Source organism: Streptomyces antnestii, assembly GCF_004005495.1.
GTDB classification, from domain to species: domain Bacteria; phylum Actinomycetota; class Actinomycetes; order Streptomycetales; family Streptomycetaceae; genus Streptomyces; species Streptomyces antnestii.
Genome location: NZ_RZYA01000011.1, coordinates 197,095 through 220,896, shown reverse-complemented (window position 1 = coordinate 220,896; position 23,802 = coordinate 197,095). Strand labels below are relative to the sequence as shown.

Below are 23,802 nucleotides of genomic sequence, written 5' to 3'. Positions count from 1 at the left end.
GGTACACGCGGTGCCGCTGGCTGTACGACGACTTCGACCCCCCTTCGGAGCGATTCTCGAGTCATCGAGAAGACGTGAACACACGTTCCGAGGAGATGACTCTCATGCAGACCCTGGCGAACTGGGACGGCGGGCCCGGCCCGTGGATCCTGTTCTTCCCGCTGATCTGGGCGGCCGTCGTCATCGGCGTCGTCACGCTGCTGCGGCGTACCGGGTGGCGCGGGCGCCGCCGGGGCGGCCCGTGGCGGCCCGCCGCCGACGAGAACTCGCCCCTCGCCGTCCTCGGCCGTCGCTTCGCCGCGGGCGAGATCGACGAGGACGAGTACTGGCGCCGCAGCTCCGTCCTGAACGAGGAGTTCGGCCGCACCAAGGGCGGTGCGGAGTGAGCACCGCCACGCGCACGCGGACCGCGGCCCGTGTCGTCGACGCCGTGAAGGTCTACGGCGGCGGCGACACCGCGGTCCGCGCACTGGACGGCGTGAGCGTCGGCTTCGAGGCCGGCAGGTTCACCGCGATCATGGGTCCCTCCGGCTCCGGCAAGTCCACGCTCATGCACTGTGCGGCGGGCCTCGACACGCTCAGCGCCGGTTCCGCCTTCATCGGCGACACCGACCTGAGCGCCCTCGACGACCGCCGTCTGACCCTGCTGCGCCGCGACCGGATCGGCTTCGTGTTCCAGGGCTTCAACCTGGTGCCGACGCTGACGGTCGCGGAGAACATCACGCTGCCGATGGACCTCGCGGGCGCGAAGGACGGCGACGCGTCCAGGGAGTGGATCGACGCCCTGGTCGACGTCGTCGGACTGCGCGACCGGCTGCACCACCGCCCGTCCGAGCTGTCCGGCGGGCAGCAGCAGCGCGTCGCCGTGGCCCGGGCCTTCGCGGGCCGCCCCGACGTCGTCTTCGCCGACGAGCCGACCGGCAACCTCGACTCGCGTTCCGGCGAGGAGGTCCTCGGACTGCTCGGGCGGGCCGTGCGGCAGATGGACCGTACGGTCGTGATGGTCACCCACGACCCGGTGGCCGCCGCCCACGCCGACGAGGTCGTCTTCCTCGCCGACGGCCGCCTGGTCGACCGGATGCCGGACCCCACCGCGGACAAGGTCCTCGACCGCATGAAGGCATTCGACGCGTCCGGCGGCGCACGACGCGAGGGTGAGGGGCCGTCATGAGTTCCCTCAGTACCTCCGCGCGCCTGAGCCTGGCGTCGCTGCGCGCCCACAAGCGGCGCTTCGCCGGCACCTTCCTGGCCATCCTGCTCGGCGTCGCCTTCCTCGCCGGCACCCTCGTGATGGGCGACACCCTGCGCGCCAGCTTCGACACCCTGTTCGGCAACGCGTCGAGCGGCACCGACGCCGTCGTCCGCAGCACCAACGTGATCACGACCCCCGGCCAGCGGCAGGGCACCCGGCAGCCCGTCCCCGCGTCGCTCGCCGGGAAACTGGCGAGCACTCCGGGTGTCGCGGCCGCGGTGCCCGACATCCAGGGCGCGGGCCAACTCGTGGGCAGCGACGGCAAGGCGATCGGCGGCCAGGGACCGCCCACGCTCGCGGGCAACTGGATCACCGACCGCCGGCTCAACCCCTACCGCCTCGCGCAGGGACACGTACCGTCGAAGACCGGCGAGGTGGTCGTCAACCGGGGAGCCGCCGACAAGGGCGGCCTCAAGATCGGCGACACCACGACCCTGCGCACGCCCGACCCCGTCAAGGTGACGATCGTCGGACTCGCGACGTTCGGCGGCGAGGACGGCATGGGGCAGGTGACGTTCACCGGCATGACCCGGGCCGACGCCGAGAAGTACCTCACTCCCGAGCCCGGCGAGGCCGCCTCCATCCAGGTGCGGGCCGGCCCAGGAACCAGCCAGCGGGAACTCGTCGACGCCCTGACTCCCGTACTGCCCAAGGGAGTCGAGGCCATCACCGGCCAGGCGTCCGCGCAGGAGAACACCGACATGATCTCCGGCCAGTTCCTCACCCTCTTCACCACGTTCCTGCTCGTGTTCTCCGGCATCGCCCTGCTCGTGGCGACGTTCTCGATCCACAACACGTTCGCGATCGTCGTCGCCCAGCGCACCCGTGAGAACGCGCTCCTGCGCGCCCTAGGCGCCTCCCGCCGCCAGGTCACCGCGGCCACACTCGTCGAGGCGAGCGCAGTCGCCGTCCTCGCGTCCCTCGCCGGTCTCGCCGGCGGCATCGGCATCGCGGCCGGACTCCAGGCACTGTTCCCCGTCATCGGCTTCCCGTTCCCCGACGGCGCCCTCGTGATCAGCGGCCTGTCCATGCTGCTCCCGATCGCCGTCGGCATCCTCGTCTGCCTCGGCTCCGCGCTCCTGCCCGCGCTGCGCGCCGGACGCACCGCACCCCTCGCTGCCCTGCGCGAGACGGCCGTCGACCAGTCCGGCGCCTCGCGCCGCCGCGCCGTCCTCGGCACGGCCCTGGGACTCGCGGCGATCGCCGTCATCCTCGTCGGCGTCCTCGCCACACCGTCCGTCTGGCTCGCGGGACTCGGCAGCGTGCTGATCCTCGCCGCGTTCGTGGTGCTCGGCCCCGTCGCCTCGTCGCGCGCCGTACGCGTCCTCGGCAGCCCCCTCGACAAGCTGCGCGGCGTCACCGGCGCCCTCGCCCGGCGCAACGCCCTGCGCAGCCCGAAGCGCACGGCGGCCACCGCGAGCGCGCTGATGATCGGCGTCGCCGTCGTCTCCCTGTTCACCGTCTTCGGCGCCTCGCTGAAGGCGACCATGGACCAGACCGTGTCCCGCTCGTTCGCCGGTGATGTCGCCGTGTCCTCGCCCTCGTTCGGCGCGGGCGGCAGCGGCCTCAGCCCGGGCCTTGCCCCCGCCATCGCCCGGCAGCCGCAGGTCGCGACCGCCGTCGGCCTGGGCAAGGGCGTAGCGGACGTCGACGGCGCGGGCCGCGCGCTCACCGTCACCGACCCGGCCGCGCTCGCCAGGTCCTTCGACCTCGGCACCGTGCGCGGCTCCCTCGATCACCTCGGCACGACCGGCATCGCGATCACCAAGAAGGAGGCCGGCAAACAGCACCTCGAACCCGGCAGCACCGCCCGCCTCGCCTTCACCGACGGCCGACGCCAGAACTTCACCGTCCGCGCGGTGTACGGCCGGTCCGAGCTCGCCGGTGACTACGTCATCACGCGCGAGGCATGGGCCCCGCACCGCGCCCAGGACTCCGACACGCTGATCGCCGTCACGTTCAAGGACGGCGTGAGCACGGCCGACGGCAAGGCCGCCGTCTCCAAGATCGCCGCGGCGTACGGGAATCCGGACGTGCAGACACGCGACGAGTACGCGAAGTCGTCCGCGAGCGGCATCGACATGATGCTGACCCTGGTCTACGCGCTGCTGGCCCTCGCCGTGCTGATCGCCCTGCTCGGCATCGCCAACACGCTCACCCTGGCCGTCCACGAACGCACGCGTGAGCTGGGCCTGTTGAGGGCAGTCGGCCAGTCCCGCGCCCAACTGCGGGCCATGGTCCGGTGGGAGTCCGTCCTGGTCGCCGCGTTCGGTACCGCGGGCGGTCTGCTGCTCGGCGCATTCCTCGGCTGGGTCCTGGTCGAGGCGTCGGACGGCACGAGCGACAGCGCGTTCGCGTTCGCCCTGCCCCCGTTCCAGCTCGTCGTCGTCGCCCTGGTGGGCCTGGCCGCGGGAGCCCTGGCGGGCCTGCGTCCGGCCCGGCGCGCCGCACGCCTGGACGTGCTGCGGGCCATCGCCACGGAGTGACGTGAGCCGGGCTGGTCACCGCCCGGTCAGCCGACAACGGCCGACCGGGCGGGAGCATGTCGGGCCGTGCGGCGGTCCACCGGGGAAGCCGGCTCGGTGAGTTCGGGGAAGGCGTCCTCGACCCGGTACTCGGGCCCCGGCTCCTGAGCCGTCGTCGGGGACGGCGCGGGGAGCGTGAACCAGACGACCTTTCCGTGCTCGCCCTGCGGCCGCGCTCCCCAGCTCTCGCTGACGGCGGCCACCAGGGCGAGGCCCCGGCCGCAGGTCGCGACCGGGTCGGCCTCGCACACCTGTGGCAGATGCGGGTCGTGGTCGTGCACCGACACTGTGAGCCGGTCGAGCAGCAGCTCGATCTCGACGGTGCACATCTTGTCGGGACCGGCGTGCCGGTGGACGTTGGTGAGCAGCTCGGTCACGCCGAGTGTCGCCTGGTCTATCAGCGGATCCAGGTGCCAGTAGCGCAACTGCGCCGAGATGATGCGGCGAACCTGGCGGATCCGCGACGGCAGGGCCTGGAGCTCCACCGTGCAATGCCTGCTTGGGTGGCTGATCACGGCTGCGACTCCCCGAATTGAAGGTCCGGAAGAAGGCGGAGTACCGATCCAGCAGGGGGCCGCGAGAAGCAGGGGCCCGCCTGCTGCGTGTCCGGCGGGCTGGTTCGCAGCGTTATCGCCGGTAAACCCTGAGTAGTGATGTGTGACCAGACTGACCCAGGGGGTGCGAGCCTGCAACTCGCGGACGGGGCCCCCGCGCAGGCGCCGGGCTACGTCCGCCGGCCGCGCGCCCTGTGCACCGCCTCCAGGAAACGGCGGGTCGTGGACGGTCCGCCGTCGCCGGAAAGGCGGGCGGCCGGGGCCGCCGCGTCGCGGTCGGCGCCGAGTTTCAGCAGGTAGCGCCTGCCGCCGACATCGGCGAGCGCCCGGTCGCCCGGCGCGAACCAGGCCTTGCCGGCCCGCACGTCCTTGAGCGGCGCGCTGTCGATTTCGCTGCCGTAACTCGTGAGCAGTTCGAGACGGCCGCCCTCGATGCGGACCTCGCCCGCCCGGGTGAGCGAGCGCAGAAGTCGACCTATGCGCACACCCGTCGCTGTGAACTCCGGCTCCGCCATGTCGTTCCACCCCTCTCGCCGGGAGCGCTCACCGGCTCCGCTATGCAGTCTGCCCTCACACGGGCCCCGGCACCAGCGCGTCGGGGGACAGGCCTTCCTTTGGGTTGCCCAAAGGTGTGTTTATGCAGGTGAGAAGCGTGCGGAAGGTGTTTATGATCGGGGCGTCCGACCGGTCGTACGGCCGGATACGGACGGCGTCGGACCGGCGCGCCGAACGACGCGAAGGAGCCATGCGGTGAGCACCCCTCAGCAGCACCCGTCAGCCACGTCAGTCCCGTCAGTCATGCCAATCACGTCGGACACGTCAGCCACGTCGTCCACGCTGGACACGCTCGACGTGGACCACACCGACGCCGACTACCGGAGCTGGCTGAAAGAGGCCGTGCGCAAGGTCCAGGCCGACGCCAACCGGTCGGCCGACACCCACCTCCTGCGCTTCCCGCTCCCCGAGGAGTGGGGCATCGACCTGTACCTGAAGGACGAGTCGACGCACATCACCGGCAGCCTCAAGCACCGGCTGGCCCGCTCCCTGTTCCTGTACGGCCTGTGCAACGGATGGATCCGTCCCGGACGCCCCGTCATCGAGGCGTCCAGCGGCTCGACCGCCGTCTCCGAGGCGTACTTCGCGAAGCTCATCGGGGTGCCCTTCATCGCCGTGATGCCCCGCACCACCAGCTCCGAGAAGATCCGCCTGATCGAATTCCACGGCGGCCGGTGCCACTTCGTCGACGACCCGCGCACGATGTACGACGAGTCGGCGGCCCTCGCGGTCGAGACCGGCGGCCACTACATGGACCAGTTCACGTACGCGGAGCGGGCCACGGACTGGCGCGGCAACAACAACATCGCCGAGTCGATCTACCGGCAGCTGGAACTCGAGCGCTACCCCGAGCCCACCTGGATCGTCGCGACCGCCGGCACCGGAGGCACCTCGGCGACCATCGCCCGGTACGTCCACTACATGCAGCACGACACCCGCATCTGCGTCGCCGACCCGGAGAACTCATGTTTCTTCGAGGGCTGGACGACCGGCGACCCCGACGTCACGTGCGACTGCGGGTCCCGTATCGAGGGCATCGGCAGACCCCGTATGGAGCCGAGCTTCGTGCCCGGCGCGATCGACCGCATGATGAAGGTGCCGGACGCCGCGAGCGTCGCCGCCGTACGCGCCCTGGAGGGAGCCATCGGCCGCAAGGCGGGCGGCTCGACCGGCACGGGCCTGTGGAGCGCGCTGAAGATCGTCGCCGAGATGGTCGCCGAGGGCAGGACCGGCAGCGTCGTCACCCTGCTGTGCGACCCCGGGGACCGCTATCTCGACAAGTACTACTCCGACGAGTGGCTGGCCGACCAGGGCCTGGACATCGCGCCGTACACCCGTGCCATCGAGACGCTGCTCGCGACGGGCGTCTGGCCGAGCTCTTAACTCGCCTTGGAATCGCGGGAGTTCGTCGCGATCCTGCGGTCGAGCGCCGACACCGCGTCGCGGAACGCGCGGCCGAGCCCGGCGCGGCCGAGGCGCAGACCCATCCGGAACGCGGCGGCCCCGTCGGCCGCGAACGTCCACTGCACCCGCGTCCCGCCGGTGCCCGACGGCGTCAGCCGCCACTCCTCGACCAGGGCCCGCACCCCCGGCGCATTGGTCTCGTCCACCCGGTACGCGTACACCTCGTCGGGATCGGCCGCGAGGATCGTCTCGCGCATCCAGGCCCCGCCCCTGAGCCGCACCTCGCGCCCCGCGCCGCCGTCCGTCGGACGGACGGCGGTGACCGCGGAGAACCACTCGGGCCAGCCCGCCACGTCCTCGGCGAGTGCCCGGAACACCGCCCGCGGCGGGGCGGCCACCTCACGGGCGAAGACCAGGCGCAGCGGTGCGGACTCGGTGAACTCGAGCCCCACGGGCGTCAGTCGGCGTGCCATGGACGTGTCGCCCCCAAGCGGAATCGGTCGGTGGTCAGGCAGGGGTCACCATAGCCGTCGAGCTGTCAGATGTCTGTACCTGTGTCGGGCTCGCCCGCGATGACGAGCCGCAGCTCGTCGGAGATCTCCGCACGCACCTCCGCGGGCAGCCCCGCGTCCGTCACGAGCGTGTCCACCTGGTCGAGCGAGGCGAACGAACTCAGGCCCACCGTCCCCCACTTGGTGTGGTCGGCGACAACGACCACCCGGCGCGCGGACTGCACGAGCCGCCGGTTGGTCTCCGCCTCCGCCAGGTTCGGCGTCGACAGGCCGGCCTCCAGCGATATGCCGTGCACACCGAGGAACAGCACGTCGAAGTGGAGCGCCGCGATGGCCTGGTCCGCGACGGGCCCCACCAGCGAGTCCGACGGCGTCCGCACCCCGCCCGTCAGGACCACGGTCGCGGCGCCCTGCCGCTGCCCCGACGTGCGCTGCGCGTTGTGGAACACGTCCGCCACCCGCACCGAGTTGGTCACCACGGTCAGGTCCGGCACGTCCAGGAGATGGTGGGCAAGGGCGTAGGTCGTCGTGCCGCCGGACAGCGCGATCGCCGTGCCCGGCGCCGCCAGGGCCGCCGCGGCCCGCGCGATGTCCTCCTTGGCGCTGAGCTCGAGCCCCGACTTCGCCTCGAAGCCCGGCTCGTGCGTACTCGCCTCGACCACCGGGACCGCGCCGCCGTGCACCTTCTCCAGGACGCCCTGCCGGGCGAGCGCGTCGAGATCACGGCGGACCGTCATGTCCGAGACACCCAGCTTGCGGGTGAGTTCATTGACCCGGACGCCGCCTCGACGCCGCACCTCGTCGAGGATCAGGGCCCGGCGCTGCTCCGCGAGGAGGTTCTGATTCTCGCTCACGTCCTTGTCGGATCCCTTCGCCTCGTCACAGCCGTCCACGGTCGCCACATCCTCGCACGCGCCACCGACACCCGTACCACTGCCCGCTCGCGCGGCCCGTATGACGTGCGGTCGCACGGATGGGGGAGATTCCGTGAGGGCGGATGCGTAGCGCGGGCGTCAGCGGGGATTCTGATTCCGGCACCACACGTACACGTCAATCGGGGGAACCGAACGGTGGAGCGTGACACGGCGGCCGAGACCGCTCTCGAACTACTGGTCCACGGCGTGGGGGGCACCACACCCGCGGCGATGCTCGACGACCCGCGCACGGTCCGCGTCTCCGGCGACGACACGGCCGCGGTCTACCGCCGCGCCGCCGACGTCGACGCGGAGAAACGCCCCGACGACTACCGGGGCAAGCCCGTTCCCGAGGCGTACGTCTGGTGCAACCTCACCTCGGGCAACGGCTCGCGCGCCTTATGGCTGTTGCTGCTGCCCTTCATGGTCGTCAACCTCGCCCACTGGATGCGTCCCGACGCCCACCGCCGGACGCGGACCGTGCGCGCCTACGGCCTCCTTGTGCGCCTCGCCGGCCTCAGCCTCACCGTCCTCCTGGTCGCCGCGGCCTGCGAGGTGGCGCTCGATCTGACGGCCTGGCAGTGCGCGGGCACGCACGCGTGCGCCGAAGGACGCTCCTGGCTCGGCTTCCTGGCGGTCGACGCGCACGGACACGGCGGCTGGTGGAGCCAGCCCGGCCGCCGCCTCGCCCTCGCCTCCGCCGTCCCCACCGCCCTCACCACACTCCTGTGGTACCTCTCCCACCGCACCTGGAGCGCGTATGAGTCCCAGCAGCCCCTTCCTCACCAGCCCGACCCCGACGAGGCCCCCACCACCGCGCTCGGCAGGCCCGGGTTCTGGTACGGGCGCCGCCTCGTCGCCCGGCTGCGCGCCGCGCACACCGCCGCGGGCCTGCTCACCGTCGCGGCGGCCGTCGGCACCTCCGCCGCCAGGTTCGACCGCGAGAGCGGCGGCCCCGCCCTCCTCGACGTGCTCGGCCGGCTCCTCGACGGCGCCCTCGTCGTGGGCGCGGTCATCGTCATCTGGGTGGTGTGCCGCAGGGGCCGCAGCGAGCACAAGATCGACCGGACCCTCGACCGCACCCTCGTCCGCCGTCTGCCCGCGGCCGCACTCACCCTCCTCGTCCTCACCTTCCTCTACGCCGGCTGGTCACGCCCCGAGTGGCGGTCCCACGGCCGGCTCCCCGGCGACGCCACGTTCGGCGGCATCGTCCTCGTGCAGGGCGCGCTGATCGTGGCGCTCGCCCTGGTCGCGCACGCCATCCACCGCCGCGCCCGCGACTCCCGCGCCGCCCTGCGCGGCCTCGGCGGCCCCGCCACCGCGATGCTCGCCTGCGCCCTGGGCGGCGTGATGTCCGGAGGAGTCGCCCAGCGCGTCGCCGACTGGCTGGACGGCCCCGGCACCCCGGGCGCGGACAGCACCTTCGCCGGACCGCCCGTCCTGCTGTCCTGGCAGGCCTCCGTGATCCCGCCCCTCCTGGTCGCCGTCGCCGTGGTGTGCGCGATCCTCGCCGTACGCACCCTGCGCCTCAAGCGCATCGAGGCCGCCACCCTCGCGACCGACTACCCGGGGGAGCCCGAGGACGCCGCCCGCACCAGCCGCATCGCCGGCACGCGCGCGCGTGCCGCCCTCACCGACCAGGCGCCCATGATCATCGGCGTCGTCTCCGCCGTGACCCTCTTCCTCGGGGCGGGGGCACTCGTCGGCGCCTGGGCCACCCATCAGGTCCCCGGCCGGGCCGCGCAGGGCGCGCCCGACATCGTCGAGGGCGCCGCCCAGACCGCGCAGGCGATGGGCTCCTGGCTCATCGGCCTCGGCTTCATACTCTTCGTCACCTGGGGCAGGCGCGCCTACCGCGACGCGTCGGCCCGCCGGACGATCGGCATCCTGTGGGACGTCGGCACGTTCTGGCCGCGCGCCGCACACCCCTTCGCGCCGCCCTGCTACGCGGAGCGCGCCGTCCCGGACCTGACCTGGCGCATGGCCACCTGGACCCGCACCACCGGCGGCCGTCTCGTCCTGTCGGGCCACTCCCAGGGCAGCGTCCTCGCCGCGGCGGCCGCCTGGCAGCTGCCCCCCACGGTCCGCCGACGCGTCGCCCTGCTCACCTACGGCTCACCCCTGGAGCGGCTCTACGGACGCTGGTTCCCCGCCCACTTCGGCCCCGAGGCGCTCACCGCTCTGCACCGCCAGGTCGACTGCTGGCGCAACCTGTACCGCAAGACCGACCCGATCGGCGGGCCCGTCCGGCTGCCCGGCGAAGGCGGCCCCCAGGTCGACCACCCGCCCCTCAAGGACCCCCTCGCCTACGGCCGCACCGAGCAACACCCGCTGCCCGCGGCGATCCTGGGCCACTCCGACTACCAGGCCGACCCGGTCTTCGCCGAGGAGCGGGCCCGCCTGCTGGCCCGTCTGCGCCCGGAGGTCCCGGCACCACGCCCGGACGGAGAGGCCGCCGAGTCCGCCGGATCTCAAGGCAGTTCGGGCAGGTCCGCCTCGTAGAGCAGGGTCAGGTCGTCCTTGGTCGGCTCGGCGAGCTGGGCGACCCGGCCCGCGTGGCGCTCCACCATCGACTCGAAGGTCTGGCGCGCCGTGCGGCCGTTGCCGAAGGCGGGCCCCTTCGGGAGCGCCGTGAAGTGCTTCAGAAGCGCTTCGGACGCGCCCTCGCCGAGCCGGTACTCGTGCTCGTCGGCCTGCTGCTCCACGATCCTCAGCAGCTCCTCCGGCACGTAGTCGGAGAACGTGATGGTCCGTGAGAAACGGGACGCCACACCGGGGTTGACCGAAAGGAAGCGCTCCATCTCGGCCGTGTAGCCCGCGACGATCACCACGACGGAGTCGCGCTGGTCCTCCATCAGCTTCACGAGGGTGTCGATGGCCTCACGCCCGAAGTCGCGACCGGAGTCCTCGGGGGACAGCGCGTACGCCTCGTCGATGAACAGGACGCCGCCGTGGGCGCGTTGGAAGGCCTCCTGGGTGCGGATGGCGGTCGAGCCGATGTGTTCACCGACCAGGTCGACCCGCGACACCTCGACCAGATGGCCGTTCTCCAGGACGCCGAGCGAGGCGAGGATCTCGCCGTACAGGCGTGCCACGGTCGTCTTGCCGGTGCCGGGGGAGCCCGTGAACACCAGGTGGCGCCGGACGGAGGCCGCCTTGAGGCCCGCCTCCTGGCGGCGCCGGCCCACCTCGATCATGTCCGTGAGGGCGCGCACCTCGCGTTTGACGCTGTCCAGACCCACCAGGGTGTCGAGTTCACCGAGGACGTCCGTCGGCGTACGGGTGGTGGCCGGTGCCTCCACGGAGGGCTCCGTCGCCCGCTGGCCGGGCAGCGCGCTGAGCAGTCCCACGGTCTGGGTGGCCGTCTGCACGGCGGGCGCGGGCGCGGCTGTCCTGCCGGCCGGACGGACCCCGCCGCTCTCGTCGCTCGTGCACTCCTCGACGACGGGTCCGTCCTCGGCGAACTCGTAACCACCGCGTGAACACCGTTCCGTACGGCACTTCTTGAGCGTCGTGCGGCAGCCGTCGATGATGTGGAAGCCGTAGCCCTCGCTGCCCGTGACGCGGCAGCCGTGGAAGCCTCCCCGGCCCTCAGCCGACACGTAGAAGCCGGCCTCGGTGGGGGAGGTGACCGTGCAGCGCTCGATCGTCGGGTCGGCGCCCTTGGTGACGATGACACCGGTCTGGACGGCGTCGACGGTGCAGCCGGCGAGGGTGCCGCCGCTGCCGTGGTCACGGAACCAGGCGCCGGTCGCGGCCTCGCGGATGCGGCAGTCGTCCAACTGTGCGGTGGCTCCGTCGCTCACCGACACGGCCGTGTTGCGTACTTGGGAGAGGTCGCTGTCGACGACGTCCACGCGCGAGCCCCGGTCAAGGACGAACAGGGCGTCCGGCACGTCGTGCACGCGGCACGATTCCAGGACGGCGGCCGCACCGTCGCTCACCCACACCGCGGGGTAGTCCCCCGTACTGTCGTGGATCTCGCACTGGTTGGCGTCCACGCGTGTGCCCGGGTCCCACACCGACAGGCCGTTGCGCCCGAACCGGCGCACCGTCGAGCGGGTCAGCGTCAGGACCGACCGGGAGCGCAGGTCGATCGCGTTCTCCGGGATGTCGTGGATACGGCAGTCGGCGAGGGTGAGGACCGCGTCCGTGTCGAGCGTGACACCGTCCGACGTCGTGCGGTGCACGTCGCAGTCCGTGAGGTGCGCGGTGGCGCGGCCGGTGACCTGCACCCCCGTGCCCTTGACCTCGTACACCTCGCAGCCGACGGCTTCCAGGCCGCTGTGCTCGCCGGTGACGGACAGTCCGGAACCCGACGCGTGGTGCACCCGGCAGCGCTCAAGACGCGGGTGTGCGCCGCCCCGTACGGCCACGCCCGCCTGCCCGGCCGAGACGACCTCGCACTCCTCGAAGACCCCGCCCCCGCCGTCGAGTACGACGATGCCGATGCCCCCGGGATTGTCGACGGTGCAGCGTCGTACGGTCGGCCGCGCGCCGCCCCGCACCTCTATGCCGGCCGCGGAGCGGGTGACGATGCGCAGGTCCGCGAACTCGGGAGCGCCTTCCTCGACCAGCAGGGCGGGGGCCGCGGAGTCCTGCCCCTCGACATGCAGATCGGCGACGGTCGCGGACGCGCGCACCGTGAGCGGCACCCCGTCGACGGGGGCGATCCGCACCGACCCGGGCGAACCTTCGGGGCCCCGCAGGGTGACCGCGCGCTCGACGACGAGGTTCTCTCTGTACGTGCCCGACGCCACGGTCAGCACGTCACCGTCTCCCGCGGCCTCCAGGGCCGCGGCGAGCGATGCGTACTCCCCAGTGCGGCGCCGCCACCGCGACGTGCCGGTGTGCGTCACCTGGACCGTGCCCTGTGCCATGGCTTTGTCGTGCCCCCACCTCGTCGTACGCGGGTCCTCGCTGCGATCCCCGCGGCGAAGGTGGGTCCACCGTAGCGTGCGCGCAGCCGCTGAGTTGACCGGTCCGTACGGCGGCTCAGCTGCCCGCGCCGGTCCTGCCCCAGTCGGGTCCCGCCTTGTCCCAGGCGCGGTCCCAACGCTCGTACCGGCGGCGGACCATGCGCCAGACGATCAGGCGGCGCGTGCCCTCGACCAGGCCCGCGGCGACGGCCGCGGTGCCGAATCCGGCCAGTGCGGCGTGTGTGGTGGCCGTCGCCGTGTCCAGCGGGCGGCCCACGACCTGACCGCCGGCGTCGACCCACAGCGGGAACCGGTCACCGGGGTGCGGGGTCTTGAGGTTCGCCAGGACCTTGCCGTGGTGGTGCGTGCCGTCGGGTCCCGTCCAGTCGGCGACGACCCGGCTGTGCGCGTCTCTCGCGGAGGACGTCTCGGGGTCGGGGTCGAGCGGCGGCTGGGCCACTTTCCGGACGACCGTGGCGGGAACTTCCCTGCGGTCCTTGCGCTGTTCCTGTACGGAGTGCAGCAGGGCCCCCTGGGCCGCTGCTCCCGTCGCGACGCCGATGAGCGGTGCGACGACGACGATCAGCAGCACCGCCGCCAGTGCGACCCAGGCCTCCGCGAGGTCGGTCGCACGGCGCAGCGGATTGTGCCGCCACCGCCAGAGTCCGGCGATTGCCCGCACGGCCAGCACCCCCTTCCGCGTCCGTTTTAACCGTGAACGGCACGGCTCACGCGTGAGTGGGTCGAAGAGAGAGGGAAATCACCCCGCTCGACGTCGGCCTCTGCCGGTCCCGGCCTTTCCATTGTGCTCCAACGACCGTGTCCTGGCGCGGGGTTCCCTCACATGGGGCGATCAGTCACTCCAGGATCGTGATCGCGTCACCGATCCGGAGCGTGCCCGTCGTCTCGGGAACCAGATTCGTCCCGAAACACAGCTGGTCACCGAAGCGGCGGTGGCGGGCGAGCGTCCGCAGGGGCTCCTTGCCGCGCTCCGCGGTTGTCTGATTCGTGGTGGTCACCACGCAGCGCCCGCTCTTCTTCGTGATACGGAACGTGACCTCGCCGATGGCGATGCGTGACCAGTCGTCCTCCGCCCAGGGCGGGGTGCCGTCCACGACCACGTTGGGCCGGAAGCGGTTCATGGGCAGCGGGCCCTCGTCGCAGTGGTCGCCCTGGGCGATGAGGGAGTTGAGGGCGTCGAGCGAGGACAGGGTGGTGAGCAGCAGAGGGTAACCGTCCGCGAAACTGACCGTCTCGCCGGGCTTCGCGTACGCGGGGTCGACGGGGCGCCGCGTCGCCGGGTCGTCGAGGTGGGCGAGCCGGACGTCGGCGTCGAGGTGTGCGCTCCACCAGCGGTGCGCCGCGTCCTCGGCGAGCACGGCCTCGACCTTGTCGCCGAAGATGTTCACCGTCGTCGTCCCGGCCGCGTCGGGTACCGGCACGGTCAGGGGCGCGCGGCCGGGGGCCGACATGCGCAGACTGTCACCGTCGGGTATCGCGGCGGCCGTGAGCGCGAGGCCAGGGTACTGACGCTGGGTCACCACCTTGCCCGAGGTGTCGACGAGCACCCACCGGCGGTCTCCTGCGAGACCCCACGGCTCCACGGCCGCCTCGCGCGGCGCGTGTCCCCGAACCGATTTCAGTGGGTGGATGTGGAGCGAGTGGAGCGAGGCGTTCGGCATGGGGCCATCCTGCCAGCAAGCGAGGACAGCCCCATGGCCAGGAGATCAATAACCGCGGTACTGCTGACGGTTGTACGGATCCTCGTACGGCGCGGCGGCGGGGCGGGGCGCCGCGGGGCGCATGGCCTCGTAACCGGTGCCGGGCGCGGGCCGCTGCTGCTGCGGTTGCTGCATGCCCGCGTAACCGCGCGGAGCGGTGGCCTGCTGCGGGATGTACGGCTGCGGAGCGTGCTGGAGAGGCGCCTGCTGCGGTGCGGCGTAGCCGTACTGGGGCATGGGCGCGGAGGGCGCTGCCGGCAGCGCGGGAAGCGCCGAGGGAAGCGCTGGCAGGTGGCTGCCGGGGGTGTCGTACATGGCAGGGACCCGGATCGGGGCGATCTGGGGTGTGCCCCGCTCTGCGACGAGGGAGTCGTAGATCGGAGTGTCCGGGAAGGACGGCGCGGAGTAGTAACCGCCGCCATAGGTGGAGCGGGGGGAGGTCATGGCACATAAGTTAAGCCCACGATGTGCTGGTTGGGGAGACCGATAAGAGGGTTGTTTTGCGTGTCGTCAGTGACTTGCGATCCCCAATGCGAGCGAACTTGGCAAAAACGGTCGTCGGTCGGCGTTCGGATCGTGTAAAGGCGAGTTCCTGGCGGGTTACCGGCGGTTGTCCAGTGATCATCAAACGCATGTCCTCGTGCCCTTTCCGGCGCGGGGAATAGGTTGGTCAGGTACCCGGAGATCTCTGTTGGGGGCGGACATGTCAATGTCTAAAGGTCAGAATGTCGTCGTGCCGGCGTCTGCTGTGCGCGTCGAATTGGGGTGGCGTTCGGGCGCGGGCGTGCCCGACACGGATGCGTCCGCCCTGCTGCTCGTCTCCGGAAAGGTCCGTTCGGACGCGGACTTCGTCTTTTACAACCAGCCGGCGCACGCCTCGGGGGCCGTACGGCACGAGGGAAAGCGCAACGCGGACGGCCAGGTGACCGACACGCTCGCGGTCGACCTCGCGCGCGTGGAGCCCGCGATCGAGAGCGTCGTGCTCGCCGCCTCGTCGGACGGCGGCACGTTCGGACAGGTCCCCGGCCTCCACATCAGAGTCCTCGACGCGGCGAGCGGCGCCGAGATCGCGCGCTACGACAGCGCCGACGCGAGCGTGGAGACCGCCTTCGTCCTCGGCGAGCTGTACCGGCGCCAGGGCACCTGGAAGTTCCGGGCCGTCGGCCAGGGATACGGCAGCGGCCTGGCGGGCCTGGCCACCGACTACGGGATCACGGTCGACGAACCGCAGCCGGCCGCGCAGACGCCTCCTACCCCCGCTCGGCCCGCCCCCGTGCAGCCCGCGCCGCCGGTCGCCGCCCCCGTGACGCCGCCTCCGCCCATGCCCCCCGCCGCGCCCACGCAGCCCGTCCGCCTCACCAAAGTGACGCTCACGAAGGCGGCGCCGTCCGTCTCCCTGACCAAGCAGGGCGGCACCTCCGGCGCGATGCGCGTCAACCTCAACTGGGAGGTGCACAAGCAGTTCAAGGGGTGGGGCAGCAAACTGGGCCGGGCCGTGGCCCAGCACGCGGACCTCGACCTGGACCTGTGCGCCCTCTACGAGCTCACCGACGGCCGCAAGGGCGTCGTCCAGGCGCTGGGCAACGCCTTCGGAGCGCTGCAACGCCCGCCGTACATCCACCTCGACGGCGACGACCGCACGGGCGCCGTCTCCAGCGGCGAGAACCTGACGATCAACCTCGACCACAAGAACGAACTGCGGCGCGTCCTCATCTTCGTCACCATCTACGAAGGCGCCCGCAGCTTCGCCGACCTGCACGCGACCGTCACGCTCCAGCCCCAGTTCGGCGCGGCCGTCGACTTCTCCCTGGACGAGTGCACCGTGCCGTCGACGGTGTGCGCCCTCGCGCTGATCACGAACACTGGAAGCGACCTGACCGTGCAGCGCGAGGCCCGGTACCTCGTGCCGGAGCGCGGAGTGAGCCCCCAGCGCACCGTCGACTACGCCTATGGGTGGGGCATGAACTGGACGCCGGGCAGGAAGTAGTGGCCCGCGCGGCTACTGCCGTTCCGGCGCGGGGTCCGGCCTGGAGTACGTACGCCCCTTCCAGGCCGCACCGCGTCCCCTGTAGTGCTGCACCGCCGAGTCGACCGTCATGAGGAGATAGAGGAACGCGGTACCCGGCAACAGCGGCGCCGTCCACAGCGGCAGCCCGTAGTAGCGCAGCATCGGGACGTACGTCGCCGTCATCAGCAGCCAGGCGAGCCCGCCGAACAGGGCGGTGAGCCCGCTGCCGGTGGCGAGGCCGGAGACCAGCGCGACCGGCGGCACCAGGTAGACGAGCGCGAGCCCGGCCACCGTGCCCACCAGGAGCAGCGGGTTGTGGCGCAGCTGGGCGTACGCGCTGCGCGACACCATGCGCCATAGATCGCCGAGGCGCGGGTAGGGGCGCACACTGTCGACGCGGTCGGCCAGGCCCAGCCAGATGTGGCCTCCTGACCCCTTTACCGCGCGGGCGAGCGCCACGTCGTCGATGACCGCGTGCCGGATCGAGTCGGGCACGTGTGCACGCTCGGCCGCCCCCGCGCTCAGGAGCACGCAGCCGCCCGCGGCCGCCGCCGTACGCGAGCCCTTCCGCGCGATCCGGCGGAACGGGTACAGCTGCGAGAAGAAGTACACGAAGGCCGGCACGACAAGGCGCTCCCACACGCTCTCCACGCGCAGCCGCGCCATCTGCGAGACGAGGTCGTAGCCGCCCGCACGGGCCGCGGCCACCAGTTCCCGCAGGCTGTCCGGCTCGTGCGCGATGTCCGCGTCGGTGAGGAGCAGGTACTCGGGGTCACGCGCGCGTGCCAGGCCGATCCCGTGCCGCACGGCCCAGAGCTTGCCCGTCCAGCCCGCCGGGGGCTCGCCCGGCGAGTCGACCGTGAGTGGCAGCCCGCCGTGCCGCAGGGCCAGCTCCCCGGCCAGCGCCCCGGTGCCGTCCGTGCTGCCGTCGTCGACGAGGAAGATCTCGGCCCGCCCCGGATAGTCCTGCGCGAGCAGCGAGGGCAGGCTCTCCGGCAGCACGGCGGCTTCGTCGCGGGCGGGGACGACGACGCAGACCGAAGGCCACTCGGCGGGATCCGTACGCGGAGGGAGGCGCAGGTCCGTGCGCCAGAAGAAGCCCTGCCCGACCAGCAGCCACACCCACGCGGCCAGCGATGCTGCGGTGATCCACACAACGGCGTCCATTTGCCGCAGTCTGCCCCACCCCACACCCCGTACAAGGCCCATCGTCTATGGTTTCCGGGTGAAGATCGCGCTCATGGACTCGGGAATCGGACTCATCGCGGCCGCGGCCGCGGTACGGCGCCTGCGCCCCGACGCCGAGCTCATCCTCTCCTCCGACCCCGACGGCATGCCCTGGGGGCCGCGCAGTCCGCAAGGCATCGTCGAGCGGGCGCTGGCCGTCGCCGACGCCGCCGCACAGCACCGCCCGGACGCGCTCATCGTGGCGTGCAACACCGCCACGGTCCACGCCCTGCCGGCCCTGCGGGCCCGCCTCGAACCCGGGATCCCGGTCATCGGAACGGTCCCGGCGATCAAGCCGGCCGCCGCCGGCTCCGGGCCCGTCGCCATCTGGGCGACCCCCGCCACCACCGGCAGCCCCTACCAGCGCGGCCTCATCCAGGAGTTCGCGGACGGGGTCGAGGTCACCGAGGTGCCCTGTCCCGGACTCGCCGACGCGGTGGAGCACGCCGACGAGGACGCCATCGACCGGACGATCGCCGCCGCCGCGGCGCTCACCCCTCGTGATGTAAGGGCCGTCGTCCTGGGCTGCACCCATTACGAACTCGTGGCGGAACGTATCCGCGCCGCCGTCCAGCAGCCGGGAACGCCGCCCCTCGTGCTGCACGGCAGCGCCGGCGCCGTCGCCGCGCAGGCCCTGCGCAGGATCGGTTCCGGCCCGGACGCCGACGCCCGCACGCAGGGCGCGCTCACGGTCCTCCTCAGCGGCCGCCCGTCCGCGCTGCAGCTGCCCGCCGCGCTCGCCTACGCCGAGGGCAGGCTGCTCCAGGCCGTCAGCCACGCAGGGTGACGATGTAGGGGATCACCCGGACGGTTCGTGGCGGCCGAACGCGGGCGCCGTCACGCTGTGCTGCCCGGTGCCTTCGCTGTGGAACATGAGTACTCTCGATTTCATGAGGGACCACTCCCGTAGCGAGCGGCGCGTGTCCGTCGCCCCCGACGTCTGGACCGGCCGTGCGCGCAACCGCGTGCAGTGGCTGGCGGCGCTGGGTGGAGCCGCGTTCCTGGCGCTCGGGGTCCAGCTCGCCGTGGACTCCACGTGGACATCCGGAATCGCGCCGCTGGCGATGTCGGTGGTCGGCTGCATCGCGGCCGGTCTCCTGGTCCTCTTCGGGACCCTCGCCTTCGTCCATGTGGCCGTGAAGGTCGACAAGGACTCCCTCGAGGTGCGGTGCGGCCACATAGGGCTTCCGCGCCGCCGCATTCCCCTCTCCCATGTCGTGGGCGCCGAGTTCGAGCCTCGCGTCACGCCCCGGCAGTGGGGCGGCTGGGGTTACCGCTGGCGCCCCGACCAGGGCACGGCCGTCATCGTCCGGCGCGGCGAGGGCGTCGTGCTGATCCTGGGCGACGGCAGGAAGTTCACCGTCACGGTGGACGACGCGGAGTCGGCGGTGACCGCCATCCGCGACCGGCTCAAGCCACCACGGAGGGGCTCCCCAGTCTGACCGCGCCACCCCACCTGTCCCGTATATGGCATTTGTGTCATCTGCGATGTCTCATCTGCGACCTCTATGACGCACGGCCGTCCCGGGCACGTATCGGGGCGGCCGTGATGCTGTCCGGGGGCTCGTCACCCCACGGTCTCGCCGTCGCCACCCCCGCGAGCAGACCCGCGCCCGCCGTCACGGTCGTGAAGCTCAGGGCGTTGCCGAGCGTCGCCAGGGCGGCGAGAGCGGTCAGGGCCGCGCCCGCCGTCAGGACCACCGGAGTGGAGCGCGCCGAGCGCCACAGGACGTAGAGCAGCCAGCAGAACACCGCCACCAGGAGGCAGACGCCGACGAGGCCCTGCTCGGCGGCCATCTGGAGCGGCGCCGAATGCGGCTTCCCGTCGGACAGCAGCGTCTCGCCGGCCGTGGGGCTCAGCTCCCCGAAGCGCCCGGGACCCACGCCGAGACCGGGCTCTGACTCGGTCAGGCGCAACGCGTCCCGCCAGAGCAGGACCCGGTGCTGAGTGAGCTGCCCCGACAGGGAGTCGTCGAGCCCTGAGGGGAGTACGCCTTTCAGCAGGGCCAGGGCGAGTCCGGTCACCAGGGCCGTCACGAGTCCGAACCCGGCGAGCCCCAGGCCCCGGTAGCGCATCCGGGCCGATGCGAGGGAGCACAGCAGGACGCCCGTGCACGCGGTGACAGCGACGACGGAACCGGCGTCGACGGCCGCCACGACCGCGCCGCCGGCCAGCAGGAACAGGGCCACGCGCGCGGGGAGGCGCCGTGTCGCCCAGGCCGCGCAGCAGGCCGCTCCGGTGGCGAGCACCAGGAGGGCGGCGGTCGCGCCCGTGCGGCCCAGGGGTGATCCGGTGTCAGGTGCGGGCACGGCGTGCGGGGACGCGAGTGCGAGCCCGAGTTCCGCGAGGGCGGCCGCGCAGGGCGCCGCCATCGGCACGAGCGCCCCGGAGATCCGGCCGCACACGTAACCCGCCGCCACGGCGAGTACCGCGAGCAGTACGCCCTCGGGCCGGCCCGCGCGGGCCGTCGCCGTGATCAGCGACCAGACGGCGCACGCCCCGAGCGCGACGACACCCGCCACGTCCGCGACGTTGTGCCGCTCGTACTCCGTTTCCGTCGACGGACCGGCCGTCGACGACATCCCCGTGGTCCCCACCACCCCGTCGCCCCCCGACTGTGACGGGCCCCGAGCGTCATGGCCGGATCCGGCCCTTCGTCGGGGACTCGGGCACACGGTAACGGCTGACACGGGATTTGTGGACGGGTTGTGCAGGAACGATGCTGCACGGAGCGGCTCTCGCGCCGGGCGAGGCCCTCGTGGTCGGGCCCCAGCGCCTGGCGAGGCAGGTTCCCGTGCTCGGCCCGGCGTCGGGCGAGGCCCTTCGTGGTTGGGCCCTGGCGCTTGGCGAGGCAGGTTCCCGTGGTCGGGGCCCCGGCGCCGGGCGAGGCAGGCTCCCGTGCTCGGGCCCCAGTGCCTGGCGAGGCAGGCTCCCGTAGTCGGGCCCCGGCGTCGGGCGAGGCCCTCGTGGTCGGGCCCCAGCGCCTGGCGAGGCAGGTTCCCGTGCTCGGCCCGGCGTCGGGCGAGGCCCTTCGTGGTTGGGCCCTGGCGCTTGGCGAGGCAGGTTCCCGTGCTCGGCCCCAGCGCCTGGCGGGGCAGGTTCCTGTGGTCGAGGCCCCGGCGCCGGGCGAGGCCTGTCGTGGTCGGGCCCAGCGCCTGCGCCGAGGCCCCCGCGCCCCGGGCAAGGTCCCACGCGGACCGCCGTGTCCCCGTGCAGGTGGGCCGCCGTACACTCCCGGGGTGACCGCCACCGCAACTTCCGTAGACGGCCCGGAGCAGCTCGATCCGCAGCCGGAGCCCGCCTCGCGCGGGGCCCGCCTGCTGCGCCGGATCGCCCCGGCCGTCGCGGCGGCACTCTCCGGAGTGCTGCTGTACGCCTCCTTCCCGCCCCGTGAACTGTGGTGGCTGGCGCCCCTCGCGCTCGCGCTCTTCGGCGCGTCCGTGCACGGGCGGCGACTTCGCGCGGGCTTCGGCCTCGGCTTCCTCATGGGCCTCGGCTTCCTCGTACCGCTGCTGTCCTGGACGGGCGTCGACGTCGGTCCGCTGCCATGGCTGGCGCTCGCCGCCACGGAGGCGCTGGTCGTGGGCCTGGCCGGCCTCGGCATCGCCTGTGTGTCACGGCTGCCGCTGTGGCCGCTCTGGGCCGCGGGCGTATGGATCGCGGACGAGGCGCTGCGGGCCCGCTTCCCGTTCGGCGGGTTCCCCTGGGGCAAGCTCGCGTTCGGTCAGCCCAGTGGCCTGTTCCTGCCGCTCGCGTCCCTGGGCGGCACCCCGCTCCTCGGCTTCGCGGTCGTCCTGTGCGGCTTCGGCCTCACCGCGCTCGCGCTGCGACTCAAGGACGTACGGGGTGTGCGGGACCGTGGCGTGGTGGTCGCCGCCGTGTTCACCGTCGCGCCCGTCATCGCCGGAGCGGCCACCGCGTCGCTCGTCTCCGACGCGCCCGAGGACGGCACCGCGCGCGTGGCCGTCATCCAGGGCAACGTGCCGCGCATGGGCCTCGACTTCAACTCCCAACGCCGGGCCGTCCTCGACTACCACGTACGGGAGACGATGAAGCTCGCGACGCGCATCGAGGCGGGCCGGACCAAGAAGCCCGACCTGGTCCTGTGGCCGGAGAACTCCTCCGACATCGACCCCTACGTCAACCCCGACGCGTACGCCGAGATCGACAAGGCGGCCAAGGCCGTCGGCGCACCCATCTCCGTCGGCGCCGTGGTCAACGCCGAGGACGGCACGCCCCGTAACCGGCAGATCCTCTGGGACCCGAAGACGGGCCCCGGCGCGGTCTACGACAAGCGGCAGCTCCAGCCCTTCGGCGAGTACATGCCGTACCGCAGTTTCTTCCGGATCTTCAGCAAGGACGTCGACCGCGCGGGCAGCTTCGTGGCCGGTAAGAAGCCCGTCGTCTTCGACATGGCGGGCACCAGGGTCGGGCCGGTGACCTGCTACGAGGCCGCGTTCGACTCCGTCGTGCGCGACCAGGTGAAGGCGGGCGCGCAGATCCTCTCCGTGCCCAGCAACAACGCCACCTTCGACCGCAGCCAGATGACCTACCAGCAGCTCGCCATGGACCGGGTGCGCGCCGTGGAGCACGACCGCGCCGTGATGGTGCCGGTCACCAGCGGGGTCAGCGCGGTCATCAGGCCCGACGGGTCCGTCGCCCGGCACACCGGCATGTTCGTCGCCGACACCCTCGTCGCCGACGTGCCCAGGCGGACCTCGCTGACCCTCGCGACGCGCCTGGGCGGCGGGCCGGAGGCGCTGCTCGTGGCGATCGGCGTGGCTGGTCTCGGCTGGTCCGTGGTGCGCGCCCGCAGGGGCCGACGCGCCGCCGGATAGGGTCGCGGGCATGGCCACTCCAGACTTCATCCGCACGATCCGGTCCTCCGTGGGCCACCACCTCCTCGTCCTGCCCGGCGTGAGCGCCGTCGTCTTCGACGACGAGGGCAGGGTCCTCCTCGGGCGGCGGGCCGACACCGGGAAGTGGGCGGTCGTCGCCGGGATCCCGGAGCCGGGGGAGCAGCCCGCCGAGGCCGCCGTGCGGGAGGTGTACGAGGAGACGGGCGTCGAGTGCGTGGCCGAGCGGGTCGTCCTGGTGAAGACCCTCAAGCCGGTGACGTACCCGAACGGCGACCAGTGCCAGTTCACCGACATATCGTTCCGCTGCCGTGCGACCGGTGGCCACGCGCGCGTGAACGACGACGAGTCCCTTGAAGTGGCCTGGTTCGAGCTGGACGCGCTGCCCCCGCTGGGTGACTTCTGCCTGCTGCGGATCAAGCAGGCGGCGGCCGACGGGCCGACATGGTTCGAGACCATGTCCGAGCGCTGAAGTATGGGTGCCGACCACATCGGGCGGGGCGCGGCCGCTGCCTAGGGTGCGAAGCATGACCGCGCCCACCACGCCCCTCACCGCGCCGCTCGACCTCGGCGGCCGCATCGCACTCGTCACCGGCGCCGCGAGCGGCATCGGCCGCGCCTGCGCGCTGCGGCTCGCCGCCGCCGGGGCCGAGGTGAGAGCGGTCGACCGGGACCGCGCGGGACTGGACGCGCTGGCCGAGCAGGCCGCCGCCACCGCCGGCGGCATCGAGCCGCGCGCCCTGGACCTCACCGACCTGGACGCCGCCGAGGAGTCCGCCGCCGGCGCCGACATCCTCGTCAACAACGCGGGGCTCCAGCTCGTGCGCCCCATCGAGGAGTTCCCGCCCGACGTCTTCCACACCGTCCTGACGGTGATGCTGGAGGCACCCTTCCGCCTCGTGCGCGGCGCGCTGCCCCACATGTACGAGCAGGGCTGGGGGCGCATCGTGAACCTCTCGTCCGTGCACGGGCTGCGCGCCTCCGCGTTCAAGTCGGCCTACGTCGCCGCCAAGCACGGCCTCGAAGGGCTCTCCAAGACGGCCGCGCTCGAAGGCGCCCCGCACGGCGTCACCTCGAACTGCGTGAACCCCGGCTACGTCCGCACCCCCCTCGTCGAGAGGCAGGTCGCCGACCAGGCAGCCGCCCACGGCATCCCCGAGGAACGTGTCCTGGCCGAGGTCATGCTCCAGGACAGCGCGCTCAAGCGGCTCATCGAACCCGACGAGGTCGCCGAGGCGGTCGCGTATCTGTGCAGCCCGCAGGCCTCCTTCATCACCGGGACGTCCCTGGTGATGGACGGAGGCTGGACCGCACACTGACCACCCTTGTGAGTGACGGGTTTTGTCTGATCCAT

Annotated in this window: 21 protein-coding genes; 11 read left to right on the top strand and 10 right to left on the bottom strand. The window is 72.5% G+C overall.

Annotated elements, in window-relative coordinates:
- Positions 1-104: 104 nt before the first annotated feature.
- The 3 genes from EOT10_RS23460 to EOT10_RS23450 are packed head-to-tail and all read left to right on the top strand — an operon-like array spanning position 105 to position 3,738.
- Positions 105-386 (top strand): SHOCT domain-containing protein, encoded by a 282-nt coding sequence (locus tag EOT10_RS23460; RefSeq protein ID WP_127830260.1) that lies wholly within the window; start codon positions 105-107, stop codon positions 384-386.
- Entirely contained in the window at positions 383-1,171 is a 789-nt protein-coding gene (locus EOT10_RS23455; RefSeq protein ID WP_127830259.1) for an ABC transporter ATP-binding protein, read from the top strand. The genes EOT10_RS23460 and EOT10_RS23455 overlap by 4 nt, the downstream gene beginning before the upstream one ends.
- A complete protein-coding gene (locus tag EOT10_RS23450) occupies positions 1,168-3,738 on the top strand; it encodes an ABC transporter permease (RefSeq protein WP_127830258.1) in 2,571 nt (856 codons plus the stop codon). Before EOT10_RS23455 ends, EOT10_RS23450 begins: the two co-directional genes overlap by 4 nt.
- A 26-nt stretch (positions 3,739-3,764) precedes the next feature.
- On the opposite strand, the gene EOT10_RS23445 is transcribed toward EOT10_RS23450, so the two are convergent.
- Together EOT10_RS23445 and EOT10_RS23440 are read right to left on the bottom strand one after the other, a co-directional pair.
- On the bottom strand, positions 3,765-4,292 hold the full coding sequence (locus tag EOT10_RS23445) for an ATP-binding protein (RefSeq protein WP_127830257.1): 528 nt from the start codon (positions 4,290-4,292) through the stop codon (positions 3,765-3,767).
- Positions 4,293-4,501: 209 nt separating this feature from the next.
- Entirely contained in the window at positions 4,502-4,846 is a 345-nt protein-coding gene (locus tag EOT10_RS23440) for a hypothetical protein (protein WP_127830256.1), read from the bottom strand.
- Positions 4,847-5,129: 283 nt separating this feature from the next.
- On the opposite strand from EOT10_RS23440, the gene cds1 reads away from it, so the two are divergent.
- A complete protein-coding gene (cds1, locus tag EOT10_RS23435; RefSeq protein ID WP_127830255.1) occupies positions 5,130-6,269 on the top strand; it encodes an L-cysteine desulfhydrase Cds1 in 1,140 nt (379 codons plus the stop codon).
- Here the strand turns inward: cds1 and EOT10_RS23430 are convergent.
- Together EOT10_RS23430 and EOT10_RS23425 are read right to left on the bottom strand one after the other, a co-directional pair.
- On the bottom strand, positions 6,266-6,763 hold the full coding sequence (locus EOT10_RS23430; RefSeq protein ID WP_127830254.1) for an SRPBCC family protein: 498 nt from the start codon (positions 6,761-6,763) through the stop codon (positions 6,266-6,268). The genes cds1 and EOT10_RS23430 overlap by 4 nt on opposite strands.
- A gap of 65 nt (positions 6,764-6,828) precedes the next feature.
- A complete protein-coding gene (locus EOT10_RS23425) occupies positions 6,829-7,656 on the bottom strand; it encodes a DeoR/GlpR family DNA-binding transcription regulator (protein WP_127830322.1) in 828 nt (275 codons plus the stop codon).
- A gap of 216 nt (positions 7,657-7,872) precedes the next feature.
- Between EOT10_RS23425 and EOT10_RS23420 the strand changes: the two genes are divergently transcribed.
- Positions 7,873-10,218 carry a hypothetical protein gene (locus tag EOT10_RS23420; RefSeq protein ID WP_127830253.1) on the top strand — a complete coding sequence of 782 codons (2,346 nt, stop codon included), beginning with the start codon at positions 7,873-7,875 and terminating at the stop codon, positions 10,216-10,218.
- Here the strand turns inward: EOT10_RS23420 and EOT10_RS23415 are convergent.
- The 4 genes from EOT10_RS23415 to EOT10_RS23400 all read right to left on the bottom strand — a co-directional run bounded on the left by EOT10_RS23415 (position 10,188) and on the right by EOT10_RS23400 (position 14,800).
- Positions 10,188-12,596 (bottom strand): right-handed parallel beta-helix repeat-containing protein, encoded by a 2,409-nt coding sequence (locus EOT10_RS23415; RefSeq protein WP_127830252.1) that lies wholly within the window; start codon positions 12,594-12,596, stop codon positions 10,188-10,190. The genes EOT10_RS23420 and EOT10_RS23415 overlap by 31 nt on opposite strands.
- A 115-nt stretch (positions 12,597-12,711) precedes the next feature.
- Positions 12,712-13,317 carry an Rv1733c family protein gene (locus EOT10_RS23410; protein WP_223281157.1) on the bottom strand — a complete coding sequence of 202 codons (606 nt, stop codon included), beginning with the start codon at positions 13,315-13,317 and terminating at the stop codon, positions 12,712-12,714.
- Positions 13,318-13,492: 175 nt separating this feature from the next.
- Positions 13,493-14,317 (bottom strand): MOSC domain-containing protein, encoded by an 825-nt coding sequence (locus tag EOT10_RS23405; protein WP_127830250.1) that lies wholly within the window; start codon positions 14,315-14,317, stop codon positions 13,493-13,495.
- A gap of 45 nt (positions 14,318-14,362) precedes the next feature.
- Positions 14,363-14,800: a DUF6643 family protein gene (locus EOT10_RS23400; RefSeq protein ID WP_127830249.1), complete on the bottom strand. Its 438-nt coding sequence runs from the start codon at positions 14,798-14,800 to the stop codon at positions 14,363-14,365.
- Between the two features lie 259 nt (positions 14,801-15,059).
- Between EOT10_RS23400 and EOT10_RS23395 the strand changes: the two genes are divergently transcribed.
- Positions 15,060-16,343, top strand: coding sequence for a TerD family protein (locus EOT10_RS23395; protein WP_127830248.1), 1,284 nt, complete (start codon positions 15,060-15,062; stop codon positions 16,341-16,343).
- Positions 16,344-16,355: 12 nt separating this feature from the next.
- Here the strand turns inward: EOT10_RS23395 and EOT10_RS23390 are convergent, their stop codons facing one another.
- A complete protein-coding gene (locus EOT10_RS23390; protein WP_127830247.1) occupies positions 16,356-17,531 on the bottom strand; it encodes a glycosyltransferase in 1,176 nt (391 codons plus the stop codon).
- A gap of 58 nt (positions 17,532-17,589) precedes the next feature.
- On the opposite strand from EOT10_RS23390, the gene EOT10_RS23385 reads away from it, so the two are divergent.
- Positions 17,590-18,378 (top strand): glutamate racemase, encoded by a 789-nt coding sequence (locus EOT10_RS23385; protein WP_127830246.1) that lies wholly within the window; start codon positions 17,590-17,592, stop codon positions 18,376-18,378.
- Positions 18,379-18,481: 103 nt separating this feature from the next.
- Positions 18,482-19,033, top strand: coding sequence for a hypothetical protein (locus EOT10_RS23380; protein ID WP_127830321.1), 552 nt, complete (start codon positions 18,482-18,484; stop codon positions 19,031-19,033).
- Positions 19,034-19,097: 64 nt separating this feature from the next.
- Here EOT10_RS23380 and EOT10_RS23375 read toward each other — a convergent pair whose 3' ends face one another.
- On the bottom strand, positions 19,098-20,174 hold the full coding sequence (locus tag EOT10_RS23375) for an O-antigen ligase family protein (RefSeq protein WP_127830245.1): 1,077 nt from the start codon (positions 20,172-20,174) through the stop codon (positions 19,098-19,100).
- 657 nt (positions 20,175-20,831) lie between these two features.
- On the opposite strand from EOT10_RS23375, the gene lnt reads away from it, so the two are divergent.
- From lnt to EOT10_RS23360, 3 genes are read left to right on the top strand one after another with little or no spacing between them, the layout of a single operon-like run.
- Entirely contained in the window at positions 20,832-22,430 is a 1,599-nt protein-coding gene (lnt, locus tag EOT10_RS23370) for an apolipoprotein N-acyltransferase (protein ID WP_127830244.1), read from the top strand.
- A gap of 10 nt (positions 22,431-22,440) precedes the next feature.
- A complete protein-coding gene (locus tag EOT10_RS23365) occupies positions 22,441-22,920 on the top strand; it encodes an NUDIX hydrolase (RefSeq protein ID WP_127830243.1) in 480 nt (159 codons plus the stop codon).
- Positions 22,921-22,975: 55 nt separating this feature from the next.
- Positions 22,976-23,767, top strand: coding sequence for a 3-hydroxybutyrate dehydrogenase (locus EOT10_RS23360; protein ID WP_127830242.1), 792 nt, complete (start codon positions 22,976-22,978; stop codon positions 23,765-23,767).
- Positions 23,768-23,802: the final 35 nt, after the last annotated feature.

Excerpts from the sequence above, each read along its gene's own strand:
- EOT10_RS23460 (WP_127830260.1), top strand. The coding sequence starts at position 105 with ATGCAGACCCTGGCGAACTGGGACGGCGGGCCCGGCCCGTGGATCCTG.
- EOT10_RS23450 (WP_127830258.1), top strand. The coding sequence starts at position 1,168 with ATGAGTTCCCTCAGTACCTCCGCGCGCCTGAGCCTGGCGTCGCTGCGC.
- EOT10_RS23440 (WP_127830256.1), bottom strand. The coding sequence starts at position 4,846 with ATGGCGGAGCCGGAGTTCACAGCGACGGGTGTGCGCATAGGTCGACTT.
- cds1 (WP_127830255.1), top strand. The coding sequence starts at position 5,130 with ATGCCAATCACGTCGGACACGTCAGCCACGTCGTCCACGCTGGACACG.
- EOT10_RS23430 (WP_127830254.1), bottom strand. The coding sequence starts at position 6,763 with ATGGCACGCCGACTGACGCCCGTGGGGCTCGAGTTCACCGAGTCCGCA.
- EOT10_RS23415 (WP_127830252.1), bottom strand. The coding sequence starts at position 12,596 with ATGGCACAGGGCACGGTCCAGGTGACGCACACCGGCACGTCGCGGTGG.
- EOT10_RS23405 (WP_127830250.1), bottom strand. The coding sequence starts at position 14,317 with ATGCCGAACGCCTCGCTCCACTCGCTCCACATCCACCCACTGAAATCG.
- EOT10_RS23400 (WP_127830249.1), bottom strand. The coding sequence starts at position 14,800 with ATGACCTCCCCCCGCTCCACCTATGGCGGCGGTTACTACTCCGCGCCG.
- EOT10_RS23395 (WP_127830248.1), top strand. The coding sequence starts at position 15,060 with ATGTCAATGTCTAAAGGTCAGAATGTCGTCGTGCCGGCGTCTGCTGTG.
- EOT10_RS23390 (WP_127830247.1), bottom strand. The coding sequence starts at position 17,531 with ATGGACGCCGTTGTGTGGATCACCGCAGCATCGCTGGCCGCGTGGGTG.
- EOT10_RS23380 (WP_127830321.1), top strand. The coding sequence starts at position 18,482 with ATGAGGGACCACTCCCGTAGCGAGCGGCGCGTGTCCGTCGCCCCCGAC.
- EOT10_RS23375 (WP_127830245.1), bottom strand. The coding sequence starts at position 20,174 with ATGTCGTCGACGGCCGGTCCGTCGACGGAAACGGAGTACGAGCGGCAC.
- EOT10_RS23365 (WP_127830243.1), top strand. The coding sequence starts at position 22,441 with ATGGCCACTCCAGACTTCATCCGCACGATCCGGTCCTCCGTGGGCCAC.
- EOT10_RS23360 (WP_127830242.1), top strand. The coding sequence starts at position 22,976 with ATGACCGCGCCCACCACGCCCCTCACCGCGCCGCTCGACCTCGGCGGC.